15 protein-coding genes are annotated in these 23576 nt (G+C 48.0%); 11 read left to right on the top strand and 4 right to left on the bottom strand.

Features of this window, described 5'->3' with window-relative positions; genetic code table 11:
• Positions 1–43: 43 nt before the first annotated feature.
• The 3 genes from BUB19_RS12155 to BUB19_RS12145 form a co-directional block, all read right to left on the bottom strand.
• Positions 44–1210: an efflux RND transporter periplasmic adaptor subunit gene (locus tag BUB19_RS12155; RefSeq protein WP_073094816.1), complete on the bottom strand. Its 1167-nt coding sequence runs from the start codon at positions 1208–1210 to the stop codon at positions 44–46.
• On the bottom strand, positions 1207–5526 hold the full coding sequence (locus BUB19_RS12150) for a CusA/CzcA family heavy metal efflux RND transporter (protein WP_073094815.1): 4320 nt from the start codon (positions 5524–5526) through the stop codon (positions 1207–1209). The genes BUB19_RS12155 and BUB19_RS12150 overlap by 4 nt, the downstream gene beginning before the upstream one ends.
• A gap of 69 nt (positions 5527–5595) precedes the next feature.
• Entirely contained in the window at positions 5596–7308 is a 1713-nt protein-coding gene (locus BUB19_RS12145; protein WP_073094814.1) for an amidohydrolase, read from the bottom strand.
• 277 nt (positions 7309–7585) lie between these two features.
• On the opposite strand from BUB19_RS12145, the gene BUB19_RS12140 reads away from it, so the two are divergent.
• The 9 genes from BUB19_RS12140 to BUB19_RS12090 all read left to right on the top strand — a co-directional run bounded on the left by BUB19_RS12140 (position 7586) and on the right by BUB19_RS12090 (position 17686).
• Positions 7586–8572 carry a DUF4097 family beta strand repeat-containing protein gene (locus BUB19_RS12140; RefSeq protein WP_073094813.1) on the top strand — a complete coding sequence of 329 codons (987 nt, stop codon included), beginning with the start codon at positions 7586–7588 and terminating at the stop codon, positions 8570–8572.
• Positions 8573–8892: 320 nt separating this feature from the next.
• On the top strand, positions 8893–11070 hold the full coding sequence (locus tag BUB19_RS12135) for an acylase (protein ID WP_073094812.1): 2178 nt from the start codon (positions 8893–8895) through the stop codon (positions 11068–11070).
• A 451-nt stretch (positions 11071–11521) separates the two neighbouring features.
• Positions 11522–12463 carry an SMP-30/gluconolactonase/LRE family protein gene (locus tag BUB19_RS12130; protein WP_073094811.1) on the top strand — a complete coding sequence of 314 codons (942 nt, stop codon included), beginning with the start codon at positions 11522–11524 and terminating at the stop codon, positions 12461–12463.
• 6 nt (positions 12464–12469) lie between these two features.
• A complete protein-coding gene (locus BUB19_RS12125) occupies positions 12470–13738 on the top strand; it encodes a mandelate racemase/muconate lactonizing enzyme family protein (protein ID WP_073094810.1) in 1269 nt (422 codons plus the stop codon).
• Positions 13739–13825: 87 nt separating this feature from the next.
• The gene (locus BUB19_RS12120; protein ID WP_073094913.1) at positions 13826–14131 is read left to right on the top strand and encodes a putative quinol monooxygenase; all 306 of its coding nucleotides are present in this window, start codon (positions 13826–13828) and stop codon (positions 14129–14131) included.
• Between the two features lie 249 nt (positions 14132–14380).
• Positions 14381–14806, top strand: coding sequence for a hypothetical protein (locus BUB19_RS12115; protein WP_073094809.1), 426 nt, complete (start codon positions 14381–14383; stop codon positions 14804–14806).
• Between the two features lie 1034 nt (positions 14807–15840).
• On the top strand, positions 15841–16431 hold the full coding sequence (locus BUB19_RS12100; RefSeq protein WP_073094806.1) for a LemA family protein: 591 nt from the start codon (positions 15841–15843) through the stop codon (positions 16429–16431).
• Positions 16432–16447: 16 nt separating this feature from the next.
• On the top strand, positions 16448–16882 hold the full coding sequence (locus BUB19_RS12095; protein ID WP_073094805.1) for a TPM domain-containing protein: 435 nt from the start codon (positions 16448–16450) through the stop codon (positions 16880–16882).
• A gap of 6 nt (positions 16883–16888) precedes the next feature.
• Complete coding sequence (locus BUB19_RS12090; protein ID WP_073094804.1) at positions 16889–17686, top strand: TPM domain-containing protein; 798 nt, start codon at positions 16889–16891, stop codon at positions 17684–17686.
• 232 nt (positions 17687–17918) lie between these two features.
• Here BUB19_RS12090 and BUB19_RS12085 read toward each other — a convergent pair whose 3' ends face one another.
• Positions 17919–18473, bottom strand: coding sequence for a hypothetical protein (locus BUB19_RS12085; RefSeq protein ID WP_073094803.1), 555 nt, complete (start codon positions 18471–18473; stop codon positions 17919–17921).
• Positions 18474–18833: 360 nt separating this feature from the next.
• Between BUB19_RS12085 and BUB19_RS12075 the strand changes: the two genes are divergently transcribed.
• Positions 18834–22028: a SusC/RagA family TonB-linked outer membrane protein gene (locus BUB19_RS12075; protein ID WP_084097225.1), complete on the top strand. Its 3195-nt coding sequence runs from the start codon at positions 18834–18836 to the stop codon at positions 22026–22028.
• Positions 22029–22081: 53 nt separating this feature from the next.
• Entirely contained in the window at positions 22082–23557 is a 1476-nt protein-coding gene (locus BUB19_RS12070; RefSeq protein ID WP_178371487.1) for a SusD/RagB family nutrient-binding outer membrane lipoprotein, read from the top strand.
• The last annotated feature ends 19 nt before the right edge of the window (positions 23558–23576 follow it).

Below are 23576 nucleotides of genomic sequence, written 5' to 3'. Positions count from 1 at the left end.
CAGGAAAAGTCCGAAAAAAGAATGCTGGAAGGAAGTGGATTGCTCAATGATCATGGCCGCCTGCTTCGTTGAGCGCATTGGACAAATAATAGGCTCCGGACACGACCACGCTGTCCTGGTACAAGCTATCCCCGGGATTTAGTATGGCGGTGTAACCCATCGTTTCGATACCCGTGCGCACCTGTTTTCTTTGATAAATTCTTCCATTACCATTGATACCCCTAAGGACAAACAAAAAAGTATCACTCCCTTCCCTGACGATGGCCTCTGCGGGAACCGTCCACACTGAATCCTGTTGGGTGACAATATGGCTATTGATAAACATGCCCGGAAGAAAGCCTTCATTTTCATTTTCCAGATGGGCGTGCACCTGCACGAATCGTCCTTTAGGATCGATCGTGTTTCCTACCCGGTAGATTTCACCCCTGAATAATTGTTTTTCGAAATCCGGGAGGGTGAAAATCACCGGCTGGCCTTCCTTTACGCCCGGCACATCTTGTTCCAACACCTTCATTTCCAAATGCAGGTGTTCGCTATTGATCACTTCCATCAATACTTCGTGCGGAGCACTGTGCTGCCCTACGCTGGTCTGCAGGGCTGATATTTTTCCAGATATCGGGGACCTGATATACATTTCCGAATGGATTTCTCCCTCTTCCAGACGGGCTATGTCTGCACCCATCAGTTGCAGGTTGCTTTGCAAAGCAGCTTTCCTTGCGCTGGCTGTCTGAAATGCAGCTCTGGCTGCTTCAAACTCCCTGCGGGAGGAGATGTTTTCTTGATTCAGGGATGCTTTCCGCTCAAAATCGCTTTCCAGCGTATTCAGGCTGCTGAGGGTCTGCAGATACTCCTGCTGCAGGGACACATACTCAGGACTGGATGCCGTGACCACTACATCTCCCTTACTTACCCGGTCGCCAACAATTACGTGCACTTTTTTCACGAAAATTGTGATGTAAGGATTGATTGTGGCTTTGTATTGGGGCGGGGAATCGATAAATCCCGGAGCCTTGATCAGGTTAGCCAATGGGCGCTTGCTAAACATCTCACATTTCACCCCTGTGATTGCCTCCTGTTTTTCGGTGAGTCGAACGGTATTGGGGTCGGACTTCTCTGCCCTGGTAGTTTCGTTTTCCGGTCCGGAATCAGGGCTGCAGGCGGCCTGTAGCGTCAAAAGGGTTGTCACCAGCAATATTTTATGTGTTTTCATGGCAGGGTAAAATAGCGAATATCGAGAATATTTTGATGGTATCGGTTTAGCAGCTCCAGGTGGGCCAATCGGATTTCAATGGCGTATTCAAGGCTGCGGATATACTCCAGGTAATCTATTTCCCCTTTGGCAAAGCTTTTTTGTGCAGTTTGCATAATTTCATCTGCCATAGGCAGCCCTTCTTTTTGGTAATAACCCAATTCCCTGAGGTGCATTTCCAGGAAAGTCTTTTTCTGGCTCAGGGCCGATTGCCATTTGACATCCAAATCATTGATCCTTTTTTCGGATTGATATACAGACAAGCGGGAGGACTGAATGCGTGCCCGCGAAGGTCCAAACCAAAGCGGTACCTGTATACCTGCCTGGTAGCCAAAAAAACCACTGACACCGTCGATTTTCTGAAACATGTATTGCACATACAGGCCGGGGAGCAGTTTGTTTTTCATTTGCTTTTTCTCCGCCTCAAAACGTTGCTTTAGGTGCAAGGCATATGCGTAGGAGGGATGGCTTTCCAGGCTTGGCAATTGGGCGTCCTCCAGGCTCAGCGCCGGCACCTCAATCTGGAGAGAATCGGTAGCCTGTACAACTTCCTGAATTTGCTGGTAGGCCACCTGGATTTCCTGCGCTATTTGAGCATAATTTATGCGTATTTTTTCCGATCTGGCCCTGGCCATGACCATAGAAAGACGGTTGGTCATTCCGGCTTCATATTGTTTTTCAGAGGCCAGGTACAATTCCCGATAAAGCGAGTCAAAGCTGGCATATAGCTGCCTTTTTTTGACAAGGTAATCCAATTGATAGCAGGCTTTAAACAATTGTTTTTTCAATGTAAGGCGCTTCAGGTCGTATTGGTCCTGAGCGAGAAGGCTTTCCTTTTGCAATACTTTTTTTCGGGCTATGTAGACGCCGGGAAAATCAATGTACTGCTGAAAACCAAAGGAATTCACTCCATCTCCTTCCAGGTTTCTCTGGTTTTCCTCGGTACCGATAAAGAATAAGGAAGGGGATATGTCCCAGGCGGTTTTGGTGAGCACTTTGGCGTTTTCCATTGAAAAGCGGGTTGCAGCCAATTCTACATTATTTTCAAGGGCCAGAGTCCAGGCATCGTCAGGCTGGATGGGGGGCGATTGCCGGGCGTTGCCCGGAAGTGCCGTACCTGCCAGTAAAAGCAAGGCTATCGCCCCCTTTTTAAGGCCAAAACCGTATATTTTTCTGGATTTGACCATATAATAGGCTACCGGGAGAACAACCAGTGTCAGGAAAAATGCGGTGATCAGTCCACCGATTACTACGGTGGCTATAGGCCGCTGCACCTCTGCTCCTGCGGAAGTGGATAAGGCCATGGGGATAAAACCCAGAATATCGGTGGATGCAGTGAGCAAAACGGGTCGCAAGCGGTTTTTGCAGGCTTTCAGGATCCGTTTGTACAGATCAGTTTCCCCACCCCTCTCCAGGTCATTGAGGTAACTGATCAATACGATGCCGTTCAGTACCGCAATACCAAAAAGGGCAATAAAGCCAATACCTGCCGAAATGCTAAATGGCATAGCCCGTATCCATAGTGCCACAATCCCACCAATAGTAGCCAAAGGGATGGACAAAAACACCAGGACGGTTTCAGATACCGAACGAAAGGTAAAGTATAGCATGATGGCAATAAGTAAAAGGGCAAGTGGCACTACCTTTATGAGGCGATCGCGGGCCTGGTTCAGATTTTCAAATTGTCCTCCATAGGTGATGGAATAGCCGGTAGGCAAACCCAACTGCTCTTCAAGCAACGCCTGTACATCTCTGACTATCGATTCCACATCCCGTTCACTGGCATTCAGGCTCAGTACAATTCTTCTTTTGGTGTCATCTCTGGAGATCTGTGCGGGTCCGGACTGATAGCTGATATCGGCCACCTGTTTCAATAAAATTTTTTCTCCGTTGTCCAGGGGCAGGCTCAGGTCTTTTATCACATCGGTATTTACAAATTCCCTTTCCAGGCGGAGGGCCAGGTCAAACCTGCGTTCCTTTTCAAAGATAGTTCCCACCGTGCTTCCGGCAAAAGCAGTACGGATCGCCTGATTGACCCCTGCGATGTCCAGACCGTAAAGAGCCAGCTTTTCCCGGTCGTAGCGGACAGCGACTTGCGGTAGTCCGACCAATTGTTCCACTTTGATATTTGCGATACCGTCCACATCGCGTATGATGGAAGCCGCTTTCAATCCGTACCGGTAAAGGGTTTCCAGGTCTTCTCCAAATATCTTTATTGCCAGATCCGATTGTACCCCTGTAAGCAATTCGTTGAAGCGCATTTCAATGGGTTGGGTAAACTGGTAACTGATCCCGGGCAATACCGACAGCTCATCTGTCATCAGTTTGGCAAGCTCGGTTTTCCCACCGGCACGGGACCAGTCATCGGGATCACGTAGTTTGATGATGATATCGGACATTTCCATGGACATGGGATCCGTTGGAATCTCCGCTGCCCCGATGCGGCTAACCACCTGCTCCACCTCATCCGGAAACTTCTCCAGCAGTATGGATTCAATTTTGGTGGTGATTTCAATGGTTTGGGCCAGTGAGGTGCCGGGTTTTAACACCGGTTGAATCACGTAATCGCCCTCGTCCAGCGTGGGCAGAAACTCCCCACCCAGCCTGGAAAAGATAAAAAGGCTCGTTCCAAATACGATTACTGCCACGGTCAGTACCAATCGGGAATGCCTCAGGGCCTTTATCAGTATAGGCTCATACCAGCTATGTATGGTTCCGATGATCCGTGCAGATAGCGTCCTGTCCTCGTTTTTTGAGGGCCGCACAAACAAAGCGGCCATCACCGGAACGTAGGTCAGACACAGGATCATGGCACCAGCAAGGATAAACATGAAGGTCAGTGCCATGGGTTGAAACATTTTTCCTTCCACCCCTGTAAAACTCAGGATGGGGATAAACACGATCAGAATAATGATTTGCCCGAAAATGGCTGCATTCATCATTTGGTTGGAGCTGTCGATGACCAGTTTGTCTATAGCAGCTTTCTGGGCTTTTCCTTTCAGGTCCGGAAACTTTTTCCCCATCTGATAAACGAGGTATTCCACTACTACCACTGCGCCGTCGATGAGGATGCCAAAGTCTATTGCCCCCAGGCTCAATAGGTTTGCGTCAACACGAAACAGACTCATCAGCGAAATGCCAAAGAGCAGGGAAAGTGGGATCACGGAGGCCACCAGCAAGCCGCTGCGAAAATTGCCCATTAGCAGGACCAGAACAAAGATCACAAATAAGGCTCCCAGGATAAGGTTTTCCTGTATGGTGGAGGTGGTCTTGTCGATCAGTACCGAGCGGTCCAGGAAACCATTGATGTACACGCCTTCAGGCAGGGTTTTCTCAACTTCTGCGATGCGCTCCTTCACATTCCGAATTACCGCATAGGAGTTTTCTCCTTTCAGCATCATCACCTGGCCCAATACTTTTTCGCCTTGTCCATTGCCGGTAATGGCTCCAAAACGGGTGGCATGGCCAAAACGTACTTCCGCCAGATCGGCGATGGTCAGGGGTACTCCAGCCCGGTTGCTCACCACAATTTTGCGGATGTCCTCCAGAGACTGGATCATTCCCTCACCACGTATAAAATAATTCGTTTGGTTTTTTTCCAGGTAGGCGCCTCCGGCATTTTCGTTATTTTCTTCCAGGGCCTGCAGGACTTCAAGTAGTGAAATGTCCATACTCCGGAGTTTTTCCGGATGCATGGCCACTTCGTACTGTTTCAGGTATCCTCCCCAGGTATTGATCTCCACCACACCTTTGATGCCTGTCAACTGTCGCTTGATCAGCCAATCCTGAATTTCCCTCAGGTCCATCACCGAGTATTTATCCTCGTATCCCGGCCTGGTTTCCAGCGTATATTGGTAAATCTCCCCCAGTCCGGTGGAAATGGGCGCCATTTCTGGTGTCCCAAAATGCGCCGGGATCTCTTTGCTGGCCTGCGCCAGTTTTTCTCCGATCAATTGACGGGGAAGGTAGGTGCCCATTCCTTCCTCAAAGACTACCGTGATGGTAGAAAGCCCGTATTTGGAGACCGATCGTATTTCTTCCACCCCCGGGAGGTTGGCCACAGCGATCTCTATGGGAAAAGTGATAAATTGCTCTACTTCCTCCGTGGCCAGGTTGCGGGCAACGGTGATGATCTGTACCTGATTGCTGGTGATGTCAGGAACGGATCCGATGGATAACCGCTGAAAAGAAAATATCCCCCAGATGATCATACCCAGTACCGCAAAAAGCACAATGAACTTATTTTTTACGCTAAAAGCGATTATCCGGTGTATCATTTGCAAAATAATTTACCGCAAGTTAAAAACAGTATTTTGGATTTTAGGGAATCAGGGACATGATTGAAGTCATTGTTGATAGACTATCTTCCCATCCAATACAGTAAGGACAACTTTTGTCTGCAGGATTTCAGCCTCGGGGATTTCCATGATATTTCGGTCAAAAACCACCAAATCGGCTACTTTTCCTACTTCCAGGCTGCCTTTCATGTTCTCTTCAAATGCTCCGTAAGCCGCATCTAAAGTGTAGCTTTTCAATGCCTGCTCCCTGGTCATCTTTTGTTCCGCTTCGTAGCCTTCCTCGGGCTTTCCTTGCAGGGTCTTGCGGGTCACGCTGGCATAAAAATTAGCCAATGGATTGATGGGCTCTACCGGAACGTCCGTGCCGTTGATCACAGGAACACCGGTTTGCAAAAGTGCCTGCCACATATAAGCGCCCTCTTTGATCCTTTTTTCTCCTAGCCGGTCAATGGCCCAGGGTCTGTCGGAAGAGAGGTGAATGGCCTGCATGGCAGGCAATACGCCCAGTTCGGCAAACCTGGGAATGTCCTCCGGATGCAGGTGCTGGGCATGTTCTATCCGGAATCTGTGATCGGGGATGTTACCCTTCAGTGATTCTAAGGCTGCCTGATAGCGATCCAGAACCTCTTTATTGGCCCGGTCTCCAATGGCGTGCGAGCAGACCTGGAAGCCGTGTTGCAGGGAAAGCTCCGCTATTTTCTGCACATAGCTCATCGGCAGTGTTTCATGACCAAAATGACCTGGTCTGTCACTGTACTCCTCCAATAGCCAGGCCCCTCTGGATCCAAGCGCACCGTCACAGCTGAGTTTGATGGCCCGAATCGTGAGCAGAGAATCTATTTCCGGCCCTTTGAGAAACCATTCCTCAAGCCATTCCTTTTGGCCCCCGGCCAGCATGAGGTACATCCTGAGTTTCAATTTCCTTTCCGATTTCATTTGCCTGTACAGCTCCAGCGTAGCTGCACCAATACCGGCATCGTGAAAGCCGGTGATCCCGTTTCTGAAACAAGCTTCCTGAGCCAATTCAAATGCCTGTATGTCTTTTTCCGGACTGCTTTCGGGAATGTGCCTGGAGATCAATCCCATGGCCCGCTCATTGAATACGCCGGTTGGGTTCCCGTTTTCATCTCGGATGATTTCTCCTCCTTCCAGCTCCATCGCATCTCTCATTTGCTCTCCTCCCAATGGGCTTAGCCCGGCGATTTCCATAGCCCGCGCATTGGCAAATCCGGCATGACCGCTGGCATGGTACAGAAATACCGGATGATCCGGAGATACCCTGCTGATCTCATGATGAAGCGGAAACCCATTGATTTCCTTACCCGGAGATTCGGTCCATTTGCTTTGGTGCCAACCTCTTCCGACGATCCACTCTCCTTTCGGGGTTTTCTCTGCAGCTGCTTTTACCAGGTCGGCAATTTCACCAAAACTCCTGGTATCGGATAAGTCCAGGTTCAATTCACTATAGCCCAGGCCCATAAAATGCCCGTGCCCTTCGATCCATCCCGGTGTCATGGTTTTACCCCGCAGTTCGGTGATCTTGGTTTCAGGACCCATATACCCATGCACATCCGCTGCATCGCCGGTAAAAAGAATCTGGTTTTCTTTAAGTGCTATGGCTTCTACTATCGGCTGGTCAGGGTTCACCGTATAGATATTTCCTCCCACAAAAATATGGGTAGCTTCTTCATATGCAGGGGAACATCCTTGCATTAACATCAGGTAGTAAATTCCAAGGAGGAAGAAATATTTATTCGTCATATTAAACAATTGAGCAGGGGTACTAGAGCTATATGCTGCTAAAATCCATAATCTGCTTCCACCTTGCAAATCCTGACAATGAAATTTTTCAATAAGGTGGATCAAAAAACCTGTAAGCTGTCCGGAAAACTATTTTTTTGTGTTCGATAACGGTCAGCTCTTCGAACTGGCCGATTGCAAAACAGGTAAATTTGTCCGTTCAGGGTATTTCCCACAATTTGGCATCTGATTGGATCAGGCCTTTTGAAAAAATCAATAACTCCAATAAAAAGTTTATATGAGAACTATTACAGGTAAGCAGGGAAAAAAAGTTTGGCAATTTTACTTACCTGTTCGAAAGCATTTGAATATTGGTATTTTGCTCCTGCTAAACATGTTTTTGTTCGCTTCTTGTCTGGATCCAACCTTGGAAACGGTAGTGGACTACGAGGAGAGCTTTTCTGAGATTTCGTCGATAGCAGTTGATGCGGGCTCATTGCCTGTACATTATGTCGGGAATCCGGACCTCGAAGAAGTCCATCTGGATGCTTTGCTCCGGACCAATACCAATGCAGACAGGAACATAGCCTACCGTCTGGTGGAAGATAAGCTTATCGTCAGCCTGGAGCAGGCAGGATTGGGAAGGGGCAGATTGGAAGGCCATATCTTGCTTACAGGCCCTGTTGACATGTCACTGCAACTTGTGGCCGGCTCCGGGGAGGTAAGGGCTGAAAATGTCCGGGCAGCGCGGATTCACCTGGAAGTAAATTCGGGCCATGTCAGGGCAAAAGATTTGGAGGCTCAGGATTTATATCTTGCTGCCAGTTCCGGTGAGGTGCTAGGCGAAAACCTCAGCGGCAATACCATTGCAGACCTTTCTTCCGGGAGATTGGTTCTGGACCAATTGGACGGAAATCTGGAAGCCACATCATCAAGCGGAAACATGAAGCTAAAGCATATCTCAGGCTTGCTGCATGCCGAGTTGAGCTCCGGAAACATGGACATGGAGCATGTAGCCGCTTTGGGAAATGTACGTATCAGCTCGGGCAAAGTAAATGGGAGGAATATTGGTCTGTGTGAATACACGTACTTCAAGGCCTCTTCCGGCGATATCAGCATACAAACCAATAGCGATCTTGCCGCCTTCAACTATGATATTCATACCGGAAGCGGGAGAGTAAAAGTAGGTGAAAGTGAATCCTCAGGAACGCTGAAAATCATGAACGGTGCTCCGCATACCATCAGAGGTGAAGTGAATTCCGGGAAAATTGAAATCATCAATTGAACGTACTATCCGCCTCTGATCAGGCCGGGAGAAATAGACTCAGCGGTTTTCTCCAGGCCTGAAATTTCCGGGTAGCCGAGATTCATTTTTTTGTTTTATTTCCAGTTCTGTCGATAACGTGGGAGAAAAATCATTCATTTTGACAAAATTTATAACTATCAGGGGGGTATTTTTGATCCGATTTCACCATTTTATTGTCTTAAGTTTGATTTTTGCCTATTATTGACTGGTAGTTATAAAAATGCTTGGAAAGATTTGAGTAAGCTTGCTTTCTTTCCTGGTTTTTTCCTGCCTGAATCACAAATGTTTAACCACCAACCATGAAAAAATTACAATTATTCTTGCTGGCCCTTTTGCTTTGGGCTTGTCAGGCTCCGGTCAATACGTCCTCAACTGACCTGGAAAAAAGAGCAGAGCGGGTAACTATCATCCGGGATGATTTCGGTATTCCTCATATTTATGCTGCTACGGATGCCGATGCGGTTTTTGGGATGCTTTATGCCCAATGTGAGGATGATTTCAGAAGAGTAGAAAGGAATTACATCTGGGCCACCGGCCGTCTGGCAGAACTGGAAGGAGAAGAGGCCCTGTACAGCGACCTTCGGGCCAGGTTATACATGACCGAAGCCGAGGCCAAAGCAGCATACGAAGGAGCACCTCAATGGCTTAAGGATTTGTGTGATGCCTTTGCAGATGGGGTGAATTATTATTTGGAAACCCACCCCGAGGTAGAACCGCAGGTATTGACCCATTACGAGCCCTGGTTTCCCATGTTTTTCAGTGAGGGGTCTATTGGGGGAGATATAGAACGAATTTCCACCCAAAGAATTCAGGCTTTTTATGAAGATCAGGAGGCCCTGGCCTATTCTGAATATGGGGACGGATTGCTGCATCCTGATCCCTATGATGAACCAAAAGGTTCTAACGGAATCGCCATCGCACCGGAATTGAGCGAATCGGGCAATGCCTTACTATTGATCAATCCCCATACCTCCTTTTATTTTCGACCAGAAATCCATGTGGTGAGTGAAGAAGGATTGAATGCCTATGGGGCCGTTACCTGGGGGCAGTTTTTTGTCTATCAGGGTTTTAATGAAAAAACCGGATGGATGCATACCTCTACCCGCCTGGATTTTATGGATGAGTTTATGGAAACCGTGCGGGAGTCCGGCGAAGGCTATGAATATGCTTATGGAGAGGAATGGAGGGAAGTGGAGGAAATTCCGGTTACGCTAAAATACAGCTCTCTGGGAGGAATACAGGAAAGGTCCTTCACCATGTACCGTACCCATCATGGTCCGGTAACCCATAAATTGGATGACAAATGGGTAGCCACCAAAATCAACTGGGATCCTGTCAATGCCCTGATCCAAAGCTTTACCCGTACCAAACTGGATAATTATGAAGCTTTTGAAGAAATGATGGATATCCGTACCAATTCTTCCAACAATACTGTTTTCGCAGACGCTGAAGGGAATATTGCCTATTTCCATGGGAATTTTATTCCGAAAAGGGATACGGCTTTTGATTTTTCCAGGCCCGTAGATGGCAGCGATCCAGCTACTGACTGGCAGGGCCTGCACACGGTAGACGAAAGCATTGTGATCCATAACCCGGAATCAGGCTGGATACAAAACTGCAATTCTACGCCTTTTACTGCGGCCGGTCCCTTTAGCCCCAGGCAGGAGAATTATCCCTATTATATGGCACCGGATGCAGAAAATTTTCGCGGCCTGCATGCAGTAGACTTGCTCTCCCAGGCCAGTGCTGTTACGCTGGACGATTTGATTGCGCTGGGATATGACCCCTACCTGCCGGCATTCGAGTACCTGGTCCCCCTGCTGTTGCAAGCCTACGAAAATGTAGGTGTCCCCCAGGGAGAAATTTCCCAGGCCCTGAATATCCTGAAAGATTGGGATTACCGCACCAGCGAGGAATCAGTAGCCATGAGCCTGGCGCACTTCTATGGCATTACTTATAATCGGGGTATTGGTAGCCCCTATGCCTTGATACCTTTTAACCAGAGAGATGGGGAGACATTGGAATTTGAACCGGAAGAAGTGGTTTCCGCTTTTGAACAGGCCCTGGAACAATTGAAAGCGGATTTCGGCACCTGGAATATCGCCTGGGGAGATATCAATCGCTTCCAGCGGCTCAGTGGAGCTATAGATCTCGCTTACGATGATGAGCAGGAAAGCCTTCCTATTGGATTGGCCTCGGGCCGCTGGGGTGCGCTGGCCTCCTTTGGTGCCAGTGCCCGGGAAAACACCAAAAAGCTGTACGGCTCCTCCGGCAATAGCTTTGTAGCTGCGGTGGAATTTGGTGAAAAGGTCAGGGCCAAAAGCCTGCTGGCAGGAGGGCAAAATTCCGATCCGGATTCCCCCCATTTCGATGACCAGGCCCAGATGTATGCAGATGGCAGCTTCAAGGAGGTAGCTTACTACCGGGAGGATGTGGAGAAAAGGGCCAAAGAAACCTATCATCCGGGGAAAAGGTAAAGGTAACCAATAGGGTGAGTGGATTCTCCTTCGCCGCTAGTGGGATTACAAATCCCCTTTTATCTGCCCCCCGGAATTGCAAATTCCGAGGAGCCCACTTCTGTTCGACATTTGCAATGTCGAACCCAGATAACGCAGGATTTGCAATCCTGCTGACGGCATCGTCAAAAATTAACCGCCCGTTAATCCGAAACCGCTCCCGATCCGGGGATTACAAATCCCTTGTATCTGACCACGGGAGTACAAATCCCGCGGACTTTCTTGTCTTTTAACATTTAAACCATTATCTGGTTCATTCACTCCTAACCATCAAAACCAAAACCCGCCGCTAAAGCAATATGGCAATAATGCCACGCTGAATTTCGTTTTTACGGATGAATTCCATGCATCGCATTGTCTTTTAACAGGGATTGCTGTATATTTCCTCTAAAACCAGCAAACCCAGAAAACCATGAAAATTACCTGCTTTTTGTACAAAATCATTTATTGTACTTGCTTCTTTCTACTCCTCATTCCAGCAGTTGGCCAAAACCTGGATATCAAAGAACAGGCCCTGCTGGACCTGGTGGCTGAGGATGTGGAGGTTAGAAAATTGGCTGACGGTTTTAGGTTTACCGAGGGACCCGTGTGGAACAAGGAGGGAGGATATTTGCTTTTCAGTGACATTCCTGCCAACAAGATTTACAAATGGTCGCCTGGCGGACAGGTGAGCGTTTTCCGCGAGCCAAGCAATAATTCCAACGGACTTACCTTTGATGCGGAAGGCAATCTCCTGATCGCGGAACACAGCGGAAGGAAAATCGGCCAACTCAGTCCTGAAGGGGAATACCGAGCTGTAGTGGAATCCTATGAGGGAACCCGGTTTAACAGCCCCAACGACGTGATTATAGACAGTAAGGGGATTATCTATTTTACCGACCCACCCTATGGGTTGCCAAATGATGCTGCCGATACCTTGGGTTTCAATGGGGTATATCAATACCGGGATGGCAAGTTGACCTTGATCTCCAGGGAGCTTGACCGACCCAACGGCCTTGCCCTTTCTCCGGACGAACGGACACTATATGTGGCCAATTCGGGTTCACCAAAAAAGTACATGAAGTTTCCTGTCAGTAAAAAGGGAAAGGTGGGGAAAAGCGAGCTCTTTTACGATGTCTCAGGGATCGATAAACCTGGAAATCCGGATGGGATAAAGGTGGATACAGCGGGCCATTTGTACGCCACCGGACCCGGCGGTGTTTGGGTTTTTTCTGCCGATGGCAAACATTTGGGAACCATAACATTTCCGGAAACGCCGGCTAATATTGCCTTTGGCGGCCCGGATATGAAGACTCTTTTTGTGACTGCCCGGACAGGACTTTATGCCGTTGAATTGAAAGTTTCGGGTAAATAGTGGAAAATGAGAAACAGCAGAAGGAATTTTATCAAAAAATCTGGCTGGGCTACAGCAGCAGGTATGGCGGCCATTTCTCTTTCTCCCCAAGCCTACGCGGCAGAAAATCTCCATCAGGATGAGGCGTTGGACAGGATTTTGAAGGAACCGGTTTTGCGAATAGCGGAACTGAAAGATCCGGTTTGGATAGCCTCCGTGGAGCTATTGCGCAGGGAGGACAATTTCCTGTGCAGGGTCCGGTCAAAGGATGGTGCGGAGGGAATATCGGTCAGCAATAACATGCAGATGATCCACCTATATCCCATTTTTGTCAACCGCATTCAGCCCTTTTTTATTGGAAAGGATGCCAGGGAATGGGAAAGCCTATTGGAGGAAGTATACGTGTACCAGAGCAATTACAAACTGCAAAACCTGGCCTTCTGGGTACCACTGGCCACGCTGGAATTTGCGATTCTGGATCTGCTGGGCAAGATGGCTGACAAAAGTATGGGAGCTCTGCTTGCGGATACCATTTACCATCCGGAGATTTCGGTTTACCAGGCCAACAATTACAGGGGCAAATCTGCGGAGGAATCGATAGACCTGATCGAAAAACATGTCAGGGAGACTGAAGCCAGGGCCCTGAAATTCAAAGTGGGAGGGAGGATGAGCCATAACAAAGATTATCCTCCGGGGAGAACAGAAAAGTTGATTCCCTTGGTCAGGCAACGCTTTGGTGAGAACATGGTCATTTATGCCGATTCCAACGGTTCCTACACCGCAGATGAGGCCATTCGGATCGGGAAAATCATGGAGGAATATGCCTATGATTTTTATGAGGAGCCCGTTCCTTTTGACTGGTATGAAGAAACGCTGCAAGTCTCCAGGGCAGTGAATATCCCGGTGGCTGGCGGCGAGCAGGAACCCAGCATGCATGGCTTTCGCTGGCTGATCAAGGAGGATGCCCTGGATATTGTGCAGCCGGATATTTTTTATTTCGGGGGTATGGTTCGTTCGATGAAAGTAGCCAAAATGGCCGCGCTTAAAGGAAAACCATGTACCCCCCACATTTCCGGCTCCGGTCTGGGCTACCTGTACATGATGCATTTCGTATCGGCCCTTGTCAATGCAGGTCCCTTTCATGAATTCAAGGGGTTTAACAATGAAATTCCCCTGGATAGTCCTACCTCAAGCCTCAATAGTGAGGGCGGAAAAGTGACCGTGCCTACAGGTCCTGGGCTGGGCGTCACGCTGGATCCGGATTTTGTGGAGCAGCATAGGGTGGTAGAGGGATAAATGGGCATGATGGATTGAAGAGGCCCACTCGGGATTTCCTTAACAATTCGTGCAGGTAAAATTATGAATGCTAAACCAAACCAAAAAATGAAATACCTATTAAACGGTAAATTGACCGCAAGGCCGGGCCATCAGGATGCCCTGGCTGAGATTTTACTGGAAGCCTCCAAACTGGTGGCTAGTGCCAGGGGATGCCACTTGTATGTTATCGGAAAGGAGAAAAACGATAGCCAGTCCGTATACGTCACCGAAATCTGGGACAGCAAGGAGGACCACGACAATTCATTGAAAGTAGCAGGGGTACGGGAACTCATCACCCAGGCCATGCCCTTACTGGACGGCCCGCCAGCCAAAGGTCAGGAGCTGGAAATCATTGGCGGTGTGGGGGTTTAGTTTCATCTTTACCAAAATGGAGGTCACGGTTTTGGTCTGGGAAATCCCAACCGAACCAGCAACCGTTGGTTTGATGCCTTTATACACTGGCTGAACGTCTACGAATTTCTGGAACCGGGGTCAGGGCAATGAATAACTGCTATCCACGATCATTGTTGTGTGGGGAGATCAGGGCCGGTAATCACAAATCGTCATCTCACGTTTCAGGAAAGACAACAATCACCAAAAACCATCATCTAAAATACTAAAATGAAAGTAGCCCCAACATTTAAACGCCTGTTCAACTATTCACTTTTCACAGTAATCCTATTAACTTCAGTTACTGATACCATGGCGCAAGAGCGGCATGAATCCGACTTGAAGGACTTTAAAATTACCATTGAAATGACCGATAAGGGACTCAAAATGCAAAGTTCAGAAGGGAGTGCCTGGCTAGATCTGGCTTTCAGCCTTGATTACAACAGACCACAGGCAATAGATGAATTTGGAATGACAAGCTTAGATAAGGTACCTTTTGATACAGATGAAAAACTTGCGGATTATTTATTTACTATTGCCAGGACAAAAGATGAAATATCCCTGGTCGGTATTAAAGGCACTGCCTGGAAGGAATTGCGTTTCCACCTTGCTGACAATGGCAAACAATCGATCAACCAGTTTGGAATGGCAGACTAAATGAGGTATGGTCTGGACAGGTCATATGGTATGACGCATTTGGCTTTAGTAGTTTTCTAGGTTTATGGGTTGTAATAAATAGGTAATGCAGATAATCAAATAATAACTTTGCAATCAAAAACTTTTCCCAAGACTGATCCCCACATTGAATGGAAAAACACGGATGGATTTTTCTGCAAATTCAGAACCTTCAAAATTAAGCATTGGGGTGTAACCAGCCCTTAAAAAAAATCCACCCTCCGGTTTTTGATACCTGTAGCCAATCCTCATGCTTACAGATTTATCCCAAAAAACTTCCTGGCGAAGATTCGTAGGAGTAAATTCAGGGTCAAACATATATGTTCGATTTTGACGCAATAGAAAACCAGTCCCTAATTCCAAATGGTGCCGGGACTCTCCCCAGAAAACCGTGAATTCAGCAGGGAAAACAGGTGATAAGAAGCTTGGATAAAAAGGTTCAAAGCCTTTTCCGGGAACCAATGAAAAACCCATACTACCGGATAATTTCATCCTGTCCTTTTGATGAAATATTCGCCCATAGTGGGCTGCATATAATCCTGAATTTCCTAACAACTCCACAAAAACCATGTTTTTTGCGGTAAAAATTTCAGCGGCTTCCTGTGCTGATACACGATTATAAAAACAAAGCATAAGGACAAGGACCGGGAGAAGTAAGTATTTGTTGGATACTATCATTATTAGAAATCAATATCTTATGACCAAAGATACACCCTACTACCAAAAAAAACCAATAATTTTAGTTATAACCCCCATGGTCATGACCAATTACCAGGTTTATGGAGTTTCAATACCATCCATTTAGATTCTTTGGCAAAAGACCTTTTTTTACTTTTTGTACCAGGTTTTAGCCATTTGGGTTTGGTGCGAGGTCCAGTCAAATACGGAAGCCCAATCTGAAAGGCCGGTACACCCGTGCCCTCCGAAATCATTGAAAAAATATCGTTTTTCACAACCTCCTGCCTTACCTTTACGTCCAATAGCTGCATCAAATTCTAAACATTCATATACTCACCATGAAGAAAATACTTATTCCCCTTGGTATCCTCCTTTTGATCGGGATCTTTATGTACAGCAAAGCCGTCGGTGTGTACAATACCTTTGTGCAAACCGAAGAGACTGTCAACGGCCAATGGGCTGAGGTAGAAACCCAATACCAGCGCCGGGCAGACCTGATCCCCAATCTGGTCAATACGGTGAAGGGTTATGCCGACTTCGAACAGGAAACCCTCACCGGTGTCATCGAGGCTCGGGCAAAGGCCACCTCCATCAACCTGCAGGCAGACGAACTCACGCCCGAAAATATCGAGCGGTATCAGGAAGCCCAGGACCAACTGAGCGGATCACTCAGCCGTTTGCTTGTAGCCGTGGAGCGGTACCCGGACCTGAAAGCCAATCAAAACTTTCTTGAATTGCAAGCCCAACTTGAAGGCACGGAAAACAGGATCGCTGTGGCCCGAAGAAACTTTAACCAGTCTGTTCAGGGCTACAATGCCAATCTCAGAACCTTCCCCAATACTATTTTTGCCGGTTGGTATGGATTTGAGACCAAGGGATATTTCGAAGCTGCGGCAGGCGCTGAAAATGCCCCTACAGTAGAATTTTAAATACAGCACAACGATTATGGCAGAGCGACTATTCAGTACAGAAGACCGGGAGATCATTACGCAGGCCATCCGGAATGCTGAAAAGGAAACATCAGGAGAAATACAGGTTCACATCGAAAGCCACTGTAAAGGAGAAGTACTCGACCGTGCGGCCCAGATTTTCGGGAAACTGAAGATGCACAAAACAAAGTTTCGCAATGCAGTGCTTTTCTACCTGGCAGCGGACGACCATGAATTTGCGATCCTCGGAGATGCCGGCATCAATCAGGTAGTTCCCGAAAACTTCTGGGAAGATATCAAAAAAGAAATGCTGGTCCATTTCAGGGAAAGGGCTTTTACGGAAGGGCTCCGAAAAGGTATTGAAATGGCCGGTCAGCAGCTTCAGGCGCATTTTCCCTACGATCAGAAAGGGGATGTCAACGAACTCCCCAACGACATATCCTTTGAATAATCCATTATGATCATAAGACAGCTTCTTTCTTTAATATTCATCACTGTATTTTCTATATCCGGCTGGGCGCAAGGGGATTTTCCGGAAAAACCCAATCCGCCCCGTCTGGTCAACGATTTTTCTGAAACCCTTTCCGAACAGCAGGAGAGACAACTTGAAAACAAGCTGCTGGCCTACAATGACAGTACCTCCTCTCAGGTCAGCATCGTGTTGATCAACTCGGTAGGCCCCTACGCCATTAGTGATTATGCTTTTCAGTTGGGTGACAAATGGGGAATTGGCAGAAAGGACAAGGACAATGGCATACTGATACTGGCTGCCATGAAGGACCGAGAGGTTTTTATTGCGACCGGATATGGCATGGAAGGGGCAATTCCCGATGCGCTGGCCAAGCGTATCGTTGAGCAGCTTATCGTTCCCAATTTTCGCTCCGGCGATTATTATACAGGCCTGGACCAGGCCACTGACATGATATTTATGCTGGCATCCGGAGAATATCAAGCGGCAGAGCAGCTTTCTGAAAACGGAAGGCCTTCGGGCACCTTTCCGTTTATCCTGATTTTCATTGTCGGTTTTATCATTTTGAGCCTGATCAAAAACCGAAAGGACAACAACAACCATATGGGTGGCAAACATGGTGGAGTAGATTTTTTTACCACCATGATGCTGGCCAGTATGCTTGGTGGCAACAGGGGCAGATTTGGCGATTTTTCCTCCGGGAAAGGCGGCTTTGGTGGTGGTGGAGGCTTTGGTGGATTTGGCGGCGGCAGCTTTGGCGGTGGCGGCGCAGGAGGAAGCTGGTAGACGGAGCAGACCCCCTGATGGGATATCCGATGGCCATCTCCTTTAAAGGGCAGTGCCACCGAATAAAAACAGGGTCACAAAGTCCACAAAGTAGGCACAGAGAACACAAAGGATTTTGGTTGGGAATTTCCGAGATCATCTCGCCAGGGAAATAGCCAGGCAGAAAAGGACCTATACAATCGACTCCGAACAAATCCTTTCGGCACCGCTCGCAAAGAGGATTTTCACGAGATTAATTGTCTGCCGGAAACCTTATTTCCACCCTAAACCCCTGAGCCGTTTCGGAATTATCAGATTGCTTGCTATCCGCATTTCCCAAAAAGAGGTATTGCGCTCCGGTAGGAACTACTATTTCAATGGTTTCCTCGTCTATCCGAAAATCCTCCTCAATGTCCGTAGGCAGGTTGCCCTCGAAAGTATTGTCGGTCATCCGGTTTTCCCCTGCATCTATGGCCCCCGGGACGCGATTTTGTTCCTCACTACCCAAAAGCTGCAGCGTGGCTGAAAATAAGCCCACAGCATCACTGCGCGTACTTCCGGACGGACTATTGATAAAGTCTCCCAGAGTGCGAATGCTTAAACGGGTGCCGGTGGCAATTCCATTCTCTTCCAATCCGATGATCACCGGATCAACAGGCGTATCGGATACATCTGTTTTCAGGAATGTAGCTCTGGCAGGAACCTGAAAAACCTCCGCAATGAATTCATCCTCTTCCGTGCAGGCAGGGCTTAGCCCGATTGACAGGGCAAGAAGCAATAGGCTAACGATTTTTGTGGTTTTGTTCATGATATGGAATCAATAGGATGAAAGGTAAGCAACTGTACTACTAAAAAACAAATAAGTATTTTCTCAGAAAAAAGCCAAATAGGTTGGCCAATATTTCCCATCTGACTGGTATTGATTATCAATTTATTAAAAAAATGGCGGCCTGTCGTCGACAGGGTCTCCTGTCGCAGTGGATCACTGTTGTCATAGCAAGCCAGTCCGAAGTAAATTAAATTCAGATCCGATTTCTTTACCAATTTCCGCAACAGCCTGCATTTCCAGCATTTCGGTTAACATACCATATTTTTTGGTTAAGATGTAGGATACTAATGCGCAGACAGCAGACTAACTTAGCCTATCCTTTAGACTCAATCGACTCATATGAAAAATTTTACTTCAATTCTACAAAACCTAATATTGCCCGGTATATTCCTGATAATGATGGTTTTTATGGTGACCGATACCTTCGGTCAGAGCAGGGTAAGCGGTACGGTTCGAAACGAGACCAATGAACCGCTTCCCGGCGTCAGCATTCTTGTGGTAGGCACCAGTATCGGTACCGTAACGGATGTTGACGGGCAGTATGTGATCAACCTGCCGGAGACTTCCGGGAGCCTTTCCTTTTCCTTTATTGGTTTTGAACCTCAAACGCTGCCGGTCAACGGCAGAAGTACCCTGGACGTGGTGATGCGGGAAGATTCGCAGGATCTCGGAGAGGTCGTTGTGACTGCTTTTGGCGTACAGCGGGAACGAAAGGAATTGGGCTATACCGTACAGGCACTGAAACCTGAAGACCTCACTACGGCAAACGATTTTAACCTGGTCAACTCCCTGAGTGGCAAGATTGCCGGGGTACAGGTGACCAATAGTGGTTCACAGGTAGGAGCCTCCTCCAGAATCGTTATCCGGGGGAATGCTTCCTTCTCCGGAAATCAGCCGCTTTTTGTGGTAGATGGAATACCCATAGACAATACCAGCAGCAACCTGGGAGGTGCCGGCGGGCTGGATTATGGCAATACGGCGGCAGATATTGATCCGGAAAATATCGCCTCGCTCACCGTATTGAAGGGAGCCAATGCTGCCGCGCTTTATGGCAACCGGGCCACGCATGGTGTTATTCTGATAGAAACCAAAAAGGGACAAAATGCAAAAAGAGGACTGGGCGTGGAATTGAATTCTTCCATGGTCTTTGATGTACCCAGTTTCTTTATGAATTTTCAAAATGAATACGGTCCCGGGCAAAGAGGCGGGGAATACGACTGGCAGCTATACCTGCAAAATAATCCCGGTGCTGACTTGAGTTACAATGAGTACGCCAAACAATTTAGTTACAACTACGTGGATGGAATAGGCGGTGGTGTCAATGAGAACGCTACCTCCTGGGGACCACGGTACGATGCAGGACTGCTATTGGATCAATGGGTAAAGGGTTCCAACAGTCCATGGGAATCCATGCCTGACAATATCCGGGACAACTACTTCCAGACCGGCAGAAATTTTATCAATCAGGTGGCCGTTACAGCCAGGGGTTCTCAAGCCTACGGAAGGGTATCTTTCTCCAACCGCCGGATGAATGGTACTTTTTTCAATACAGACCAGACAGTCAATACCTTCAATGCCAGCCTGACCCTGCTGCCGACCGACAAACTCGAGGTAAGTACTGATTTCAATTATATCCATCGATTCAGCGACAATATTCCTGTGGTATCCTACGGCTCCATGACCAAATTGGCCTGGGGAGCTTTCCGCAATATTCCTCTCAATGAGGTAAGGAGGGTATACGAAGAACACGGTAATGAAATGGGTAGCGGCTATAACAGAAATGCCAATAATTTTTACTATGAGCTGGAGAATACCAACGGCATGGACCGGCAGCGTTTCTTCGGCAATGTCAATATTGACTATCAACTCAATGACTGGCTCTCCGCAAACTGGGTTACCGGGTTGGACTACTACAACGAAGAGCGAAAATCGATCACCAAATCCCGGACCAGAGCCAATATCAACAACAACATGGGTGGTCAGTTTTCTCTTTCGGATCAAAGCCGGCAGGAGTTTAACAGCGACATCCGTTTAAACATCAACAAGCAATTTGCCAATGATTTTTCTCTCGTAGCTTTAGTAGGAGGAAATTTCCGGCAAAACAAATTCAATTCCATATCGCTGAGTGCCCCTGACCTGGCAGTTCCTGATCTGTTCAACATTTCGAACGTGAGGGGTACCCCTGGTACCGGCATGTTTGAAAGCATGCGGGAGACCTACAGTATCTATTCCTCGGCTACTCTCGGCTACAACGGCTATTTATTCGTGGGAGCCACAGGGCGAAATGACTGGAGTTCCACACTGCCGGAAGCAAACCGATCCTATTTCTATCCCTCAGTAAACATGGCCCTGACCCTGTCAGATGCCCTTGATTTTAACTCGTCCACCTTTAGCCATGCCCAGGTACGGGCCAGTCTTGCACAGGTAGGATCGGATACTGACCCCTACCAGCTTATGGGTACCTACAGTACCAGTTCATTCAATAATATTTCCTTATTCAACCCGCCTTCAGTAAAGCCTCCGACCAACCTTCTTCCGGAGATGACCACATCATTTGAGTTGGGAGCAGACTTGAGGTTTTTTGACGACAGGATATCCCTGGATGCGACCTATTACCGGCAGGTGACAGAAAACATGATTTTGCAAGTGCCCACTGCCCGCTCTACCGGTTATGCCTCCCAGCTGATCAATGCGGCAGAAATTGAAAACAAAGGCATTGAGCTGATCCTCCGTGCCAGAATGATGCAAAGGGGAGATTTCTCCTGGGACGCCACCGTAAACTGGGCGAAAAATACCAGCACTGTGGTATCGCTCTACGAAGGGCTGGAAAACATCACCATCAGCTCTGGTTTTGGGGGAGTGCGGTTGGTCGGTACTCCCGGTCAGCCCTGGGGTGATCTCAGCGGCCTGCCCTACGTGCGGGACGAAAACGGAAACATCATGATCAGTCCAAATGGCACCCCCATGACCACCAACCAACAGGTGATTTTGGGAAATGTAACTCCAGACTGGATCGGTGGCATACAAAATAGCTTTCGCTATAAGAATTTTAGCTTTGGCGGACTGCTGGACTTCAGGATGGGGGGCGACTTCTTCAGTACTACCCTATGGCACTCTTACCCCACAGGTGCTTTTCAAAACACGGTGCAAAACAATGTCCGAGCGGAGGGAATCGTAGTTGAGGGCGTCAAAGGTGATGGATCCCCCAATGATGTTCGCATTTCCGCACAGGATTATTACAACGGTTCCTGGGTATGGAACAACCACGAGTATTCAATTGTGGATGGCTCATTTGTAAAACTCAGGGAGCTGACCTTCGGCTACCGCTTTAATGTCTGGAAATTGCAGAATGTTAACTTCTCTGTTTTCGCACGTAACCTGGCGATTCTTCACCGGAGTGACCGGGCCAGGGAACTGGGGCTTGATCCGGAATCTGCCTCACAAATGGGTGGGGGAGAAGCTGGTACCGGTTTCGAAAACTTCATGCCCCCGACAAACCGATCTTATGGATTTAACTTAAGGATTAATCTGTAATGTCAGGACTGAAAGAAATGGGTCAAAATGCTAATATTCTAAATGTGCTAAAGATGCAACAGAACATAAAATCTAAATTCGCCGGTTTGGTACTGGCCTCGGTCCTGCTATTTCCGGCGTGCACCGAAGATTGGAATGAAATGAATATCAATCCCAACCAGCCCTCAGAGGTGCCCGCCAGTAATGTGCTGGGGGCGGGTATGACAGTGGTGGCCGGTCAATTGTTTGGAGAACGTATCGGCATATACTATGCAGGTACCTGGTCCGGGCAGCTTGCCGCTATCGGTGCAGGGGACTACGAATTTCGCGTAGATATCAACAACGGACAATGGGATAATCTGTACAGAGCCATGGCTTACTTTGTGGATGCCGGGAGGATCGCCAGGGAGATGGGCAACCAAAACCTTGAAGCGGTATCTCTGATAATGAAGGCCTACACCGCCCACCAGGTAACGGACATGTGGGGAGACATTCCCTATACCCAGGCATTCCTGCTGGACGAAGAGGATATTCTCAGCCCTGAGTTTGATTCCCAGCAGGTGGTGTATGAAAAGATATTGGCGGAATTGAAGCAGGCAGGTTCCATGCTTGATCCCAATGGCATGGCTCTGGGGGTAGGCGACTTTATCTATCATGGAAACATCAGCCAATGGGAGAAATTTGCCAATTCTATCCGCCTCAGGGTAGCCATGCGCATGTCATCTGTAGCACCACAGGCGGCTGCCCAGGTGCTGAACGAGATATTGGGCAACCCATCTTCCTATCCGGTATTTGAAGACTACCCTGACAATGCCTACCTGCACTGGCCGGGGGTAAGCTCGAATATAGAGCCCTGGCGACAAAGATTGGGAACGCCAACCAATAAAAATGACCAATACAGGACCAATTATGACCTGATTAGCCTCCTCAAGGATTTGGATGATCCCCGGCTGCCGGTTTACGCCGACAGGAATCAAGACAACGAGTTTAACGGATACAGGATGGGGATCGGTCAGACCAGTGACCCCATGAACGCCCAGGCAAATGTGTCTCATATCGGGGATCGCTTCGGCTACGACGACACAGGGTTTTCACCCTTCATGAATGCAGCCCAGGTATGGTTTATCAAGGCAGAAGCTTTTGAACGGGGGCTGGTTTCCGGAAATAGCCAGGAAGCCTACGAGAAAGGCATTGAGGTATCCTTATCAGAAAATGGAGTTTCACCCGAAATGATCGATGCCTATTTGCAAAATCCGGGTGTAGCATGGAGTTCCGGCAGTTCTACGAATCTGGAAAAAATCCGTTTGCAAAACTGGATCGCGCTGTACAAGCAAAGCGTGGAAGCCTGGGCAGAAGTGAGAAGGACAGATGTGCCCCTTTTGGATAGGGTTTCAAATGACTATGCCAGCAATCACAACCGACCTCCCTTCCGCATGGCATATCCTGCCAATGAGATTGCTCATAATCAGAATTTTCCTTCGGATGTCAATGAGGTAGACATCTTTTATGGAATACAGCTTTGGTGGGATACCCGTACGGGAGTAGAATAAGGTCTTTTTGCGGTCAATT

Source organism: Cyclobacterium lianum, from assembly GCF_900143075.1.
GTDB lineage: Bacteria > Bacteroidota > Bacteroidia > Cytophagales > Cyclobacteriaceae > Cyclobacterium > Cyclobacterium lianum.
Note: the sequence above shows the minus strand (reverse complement) of the source record. Positions and strands in the feature narration are given on the sequence as shown.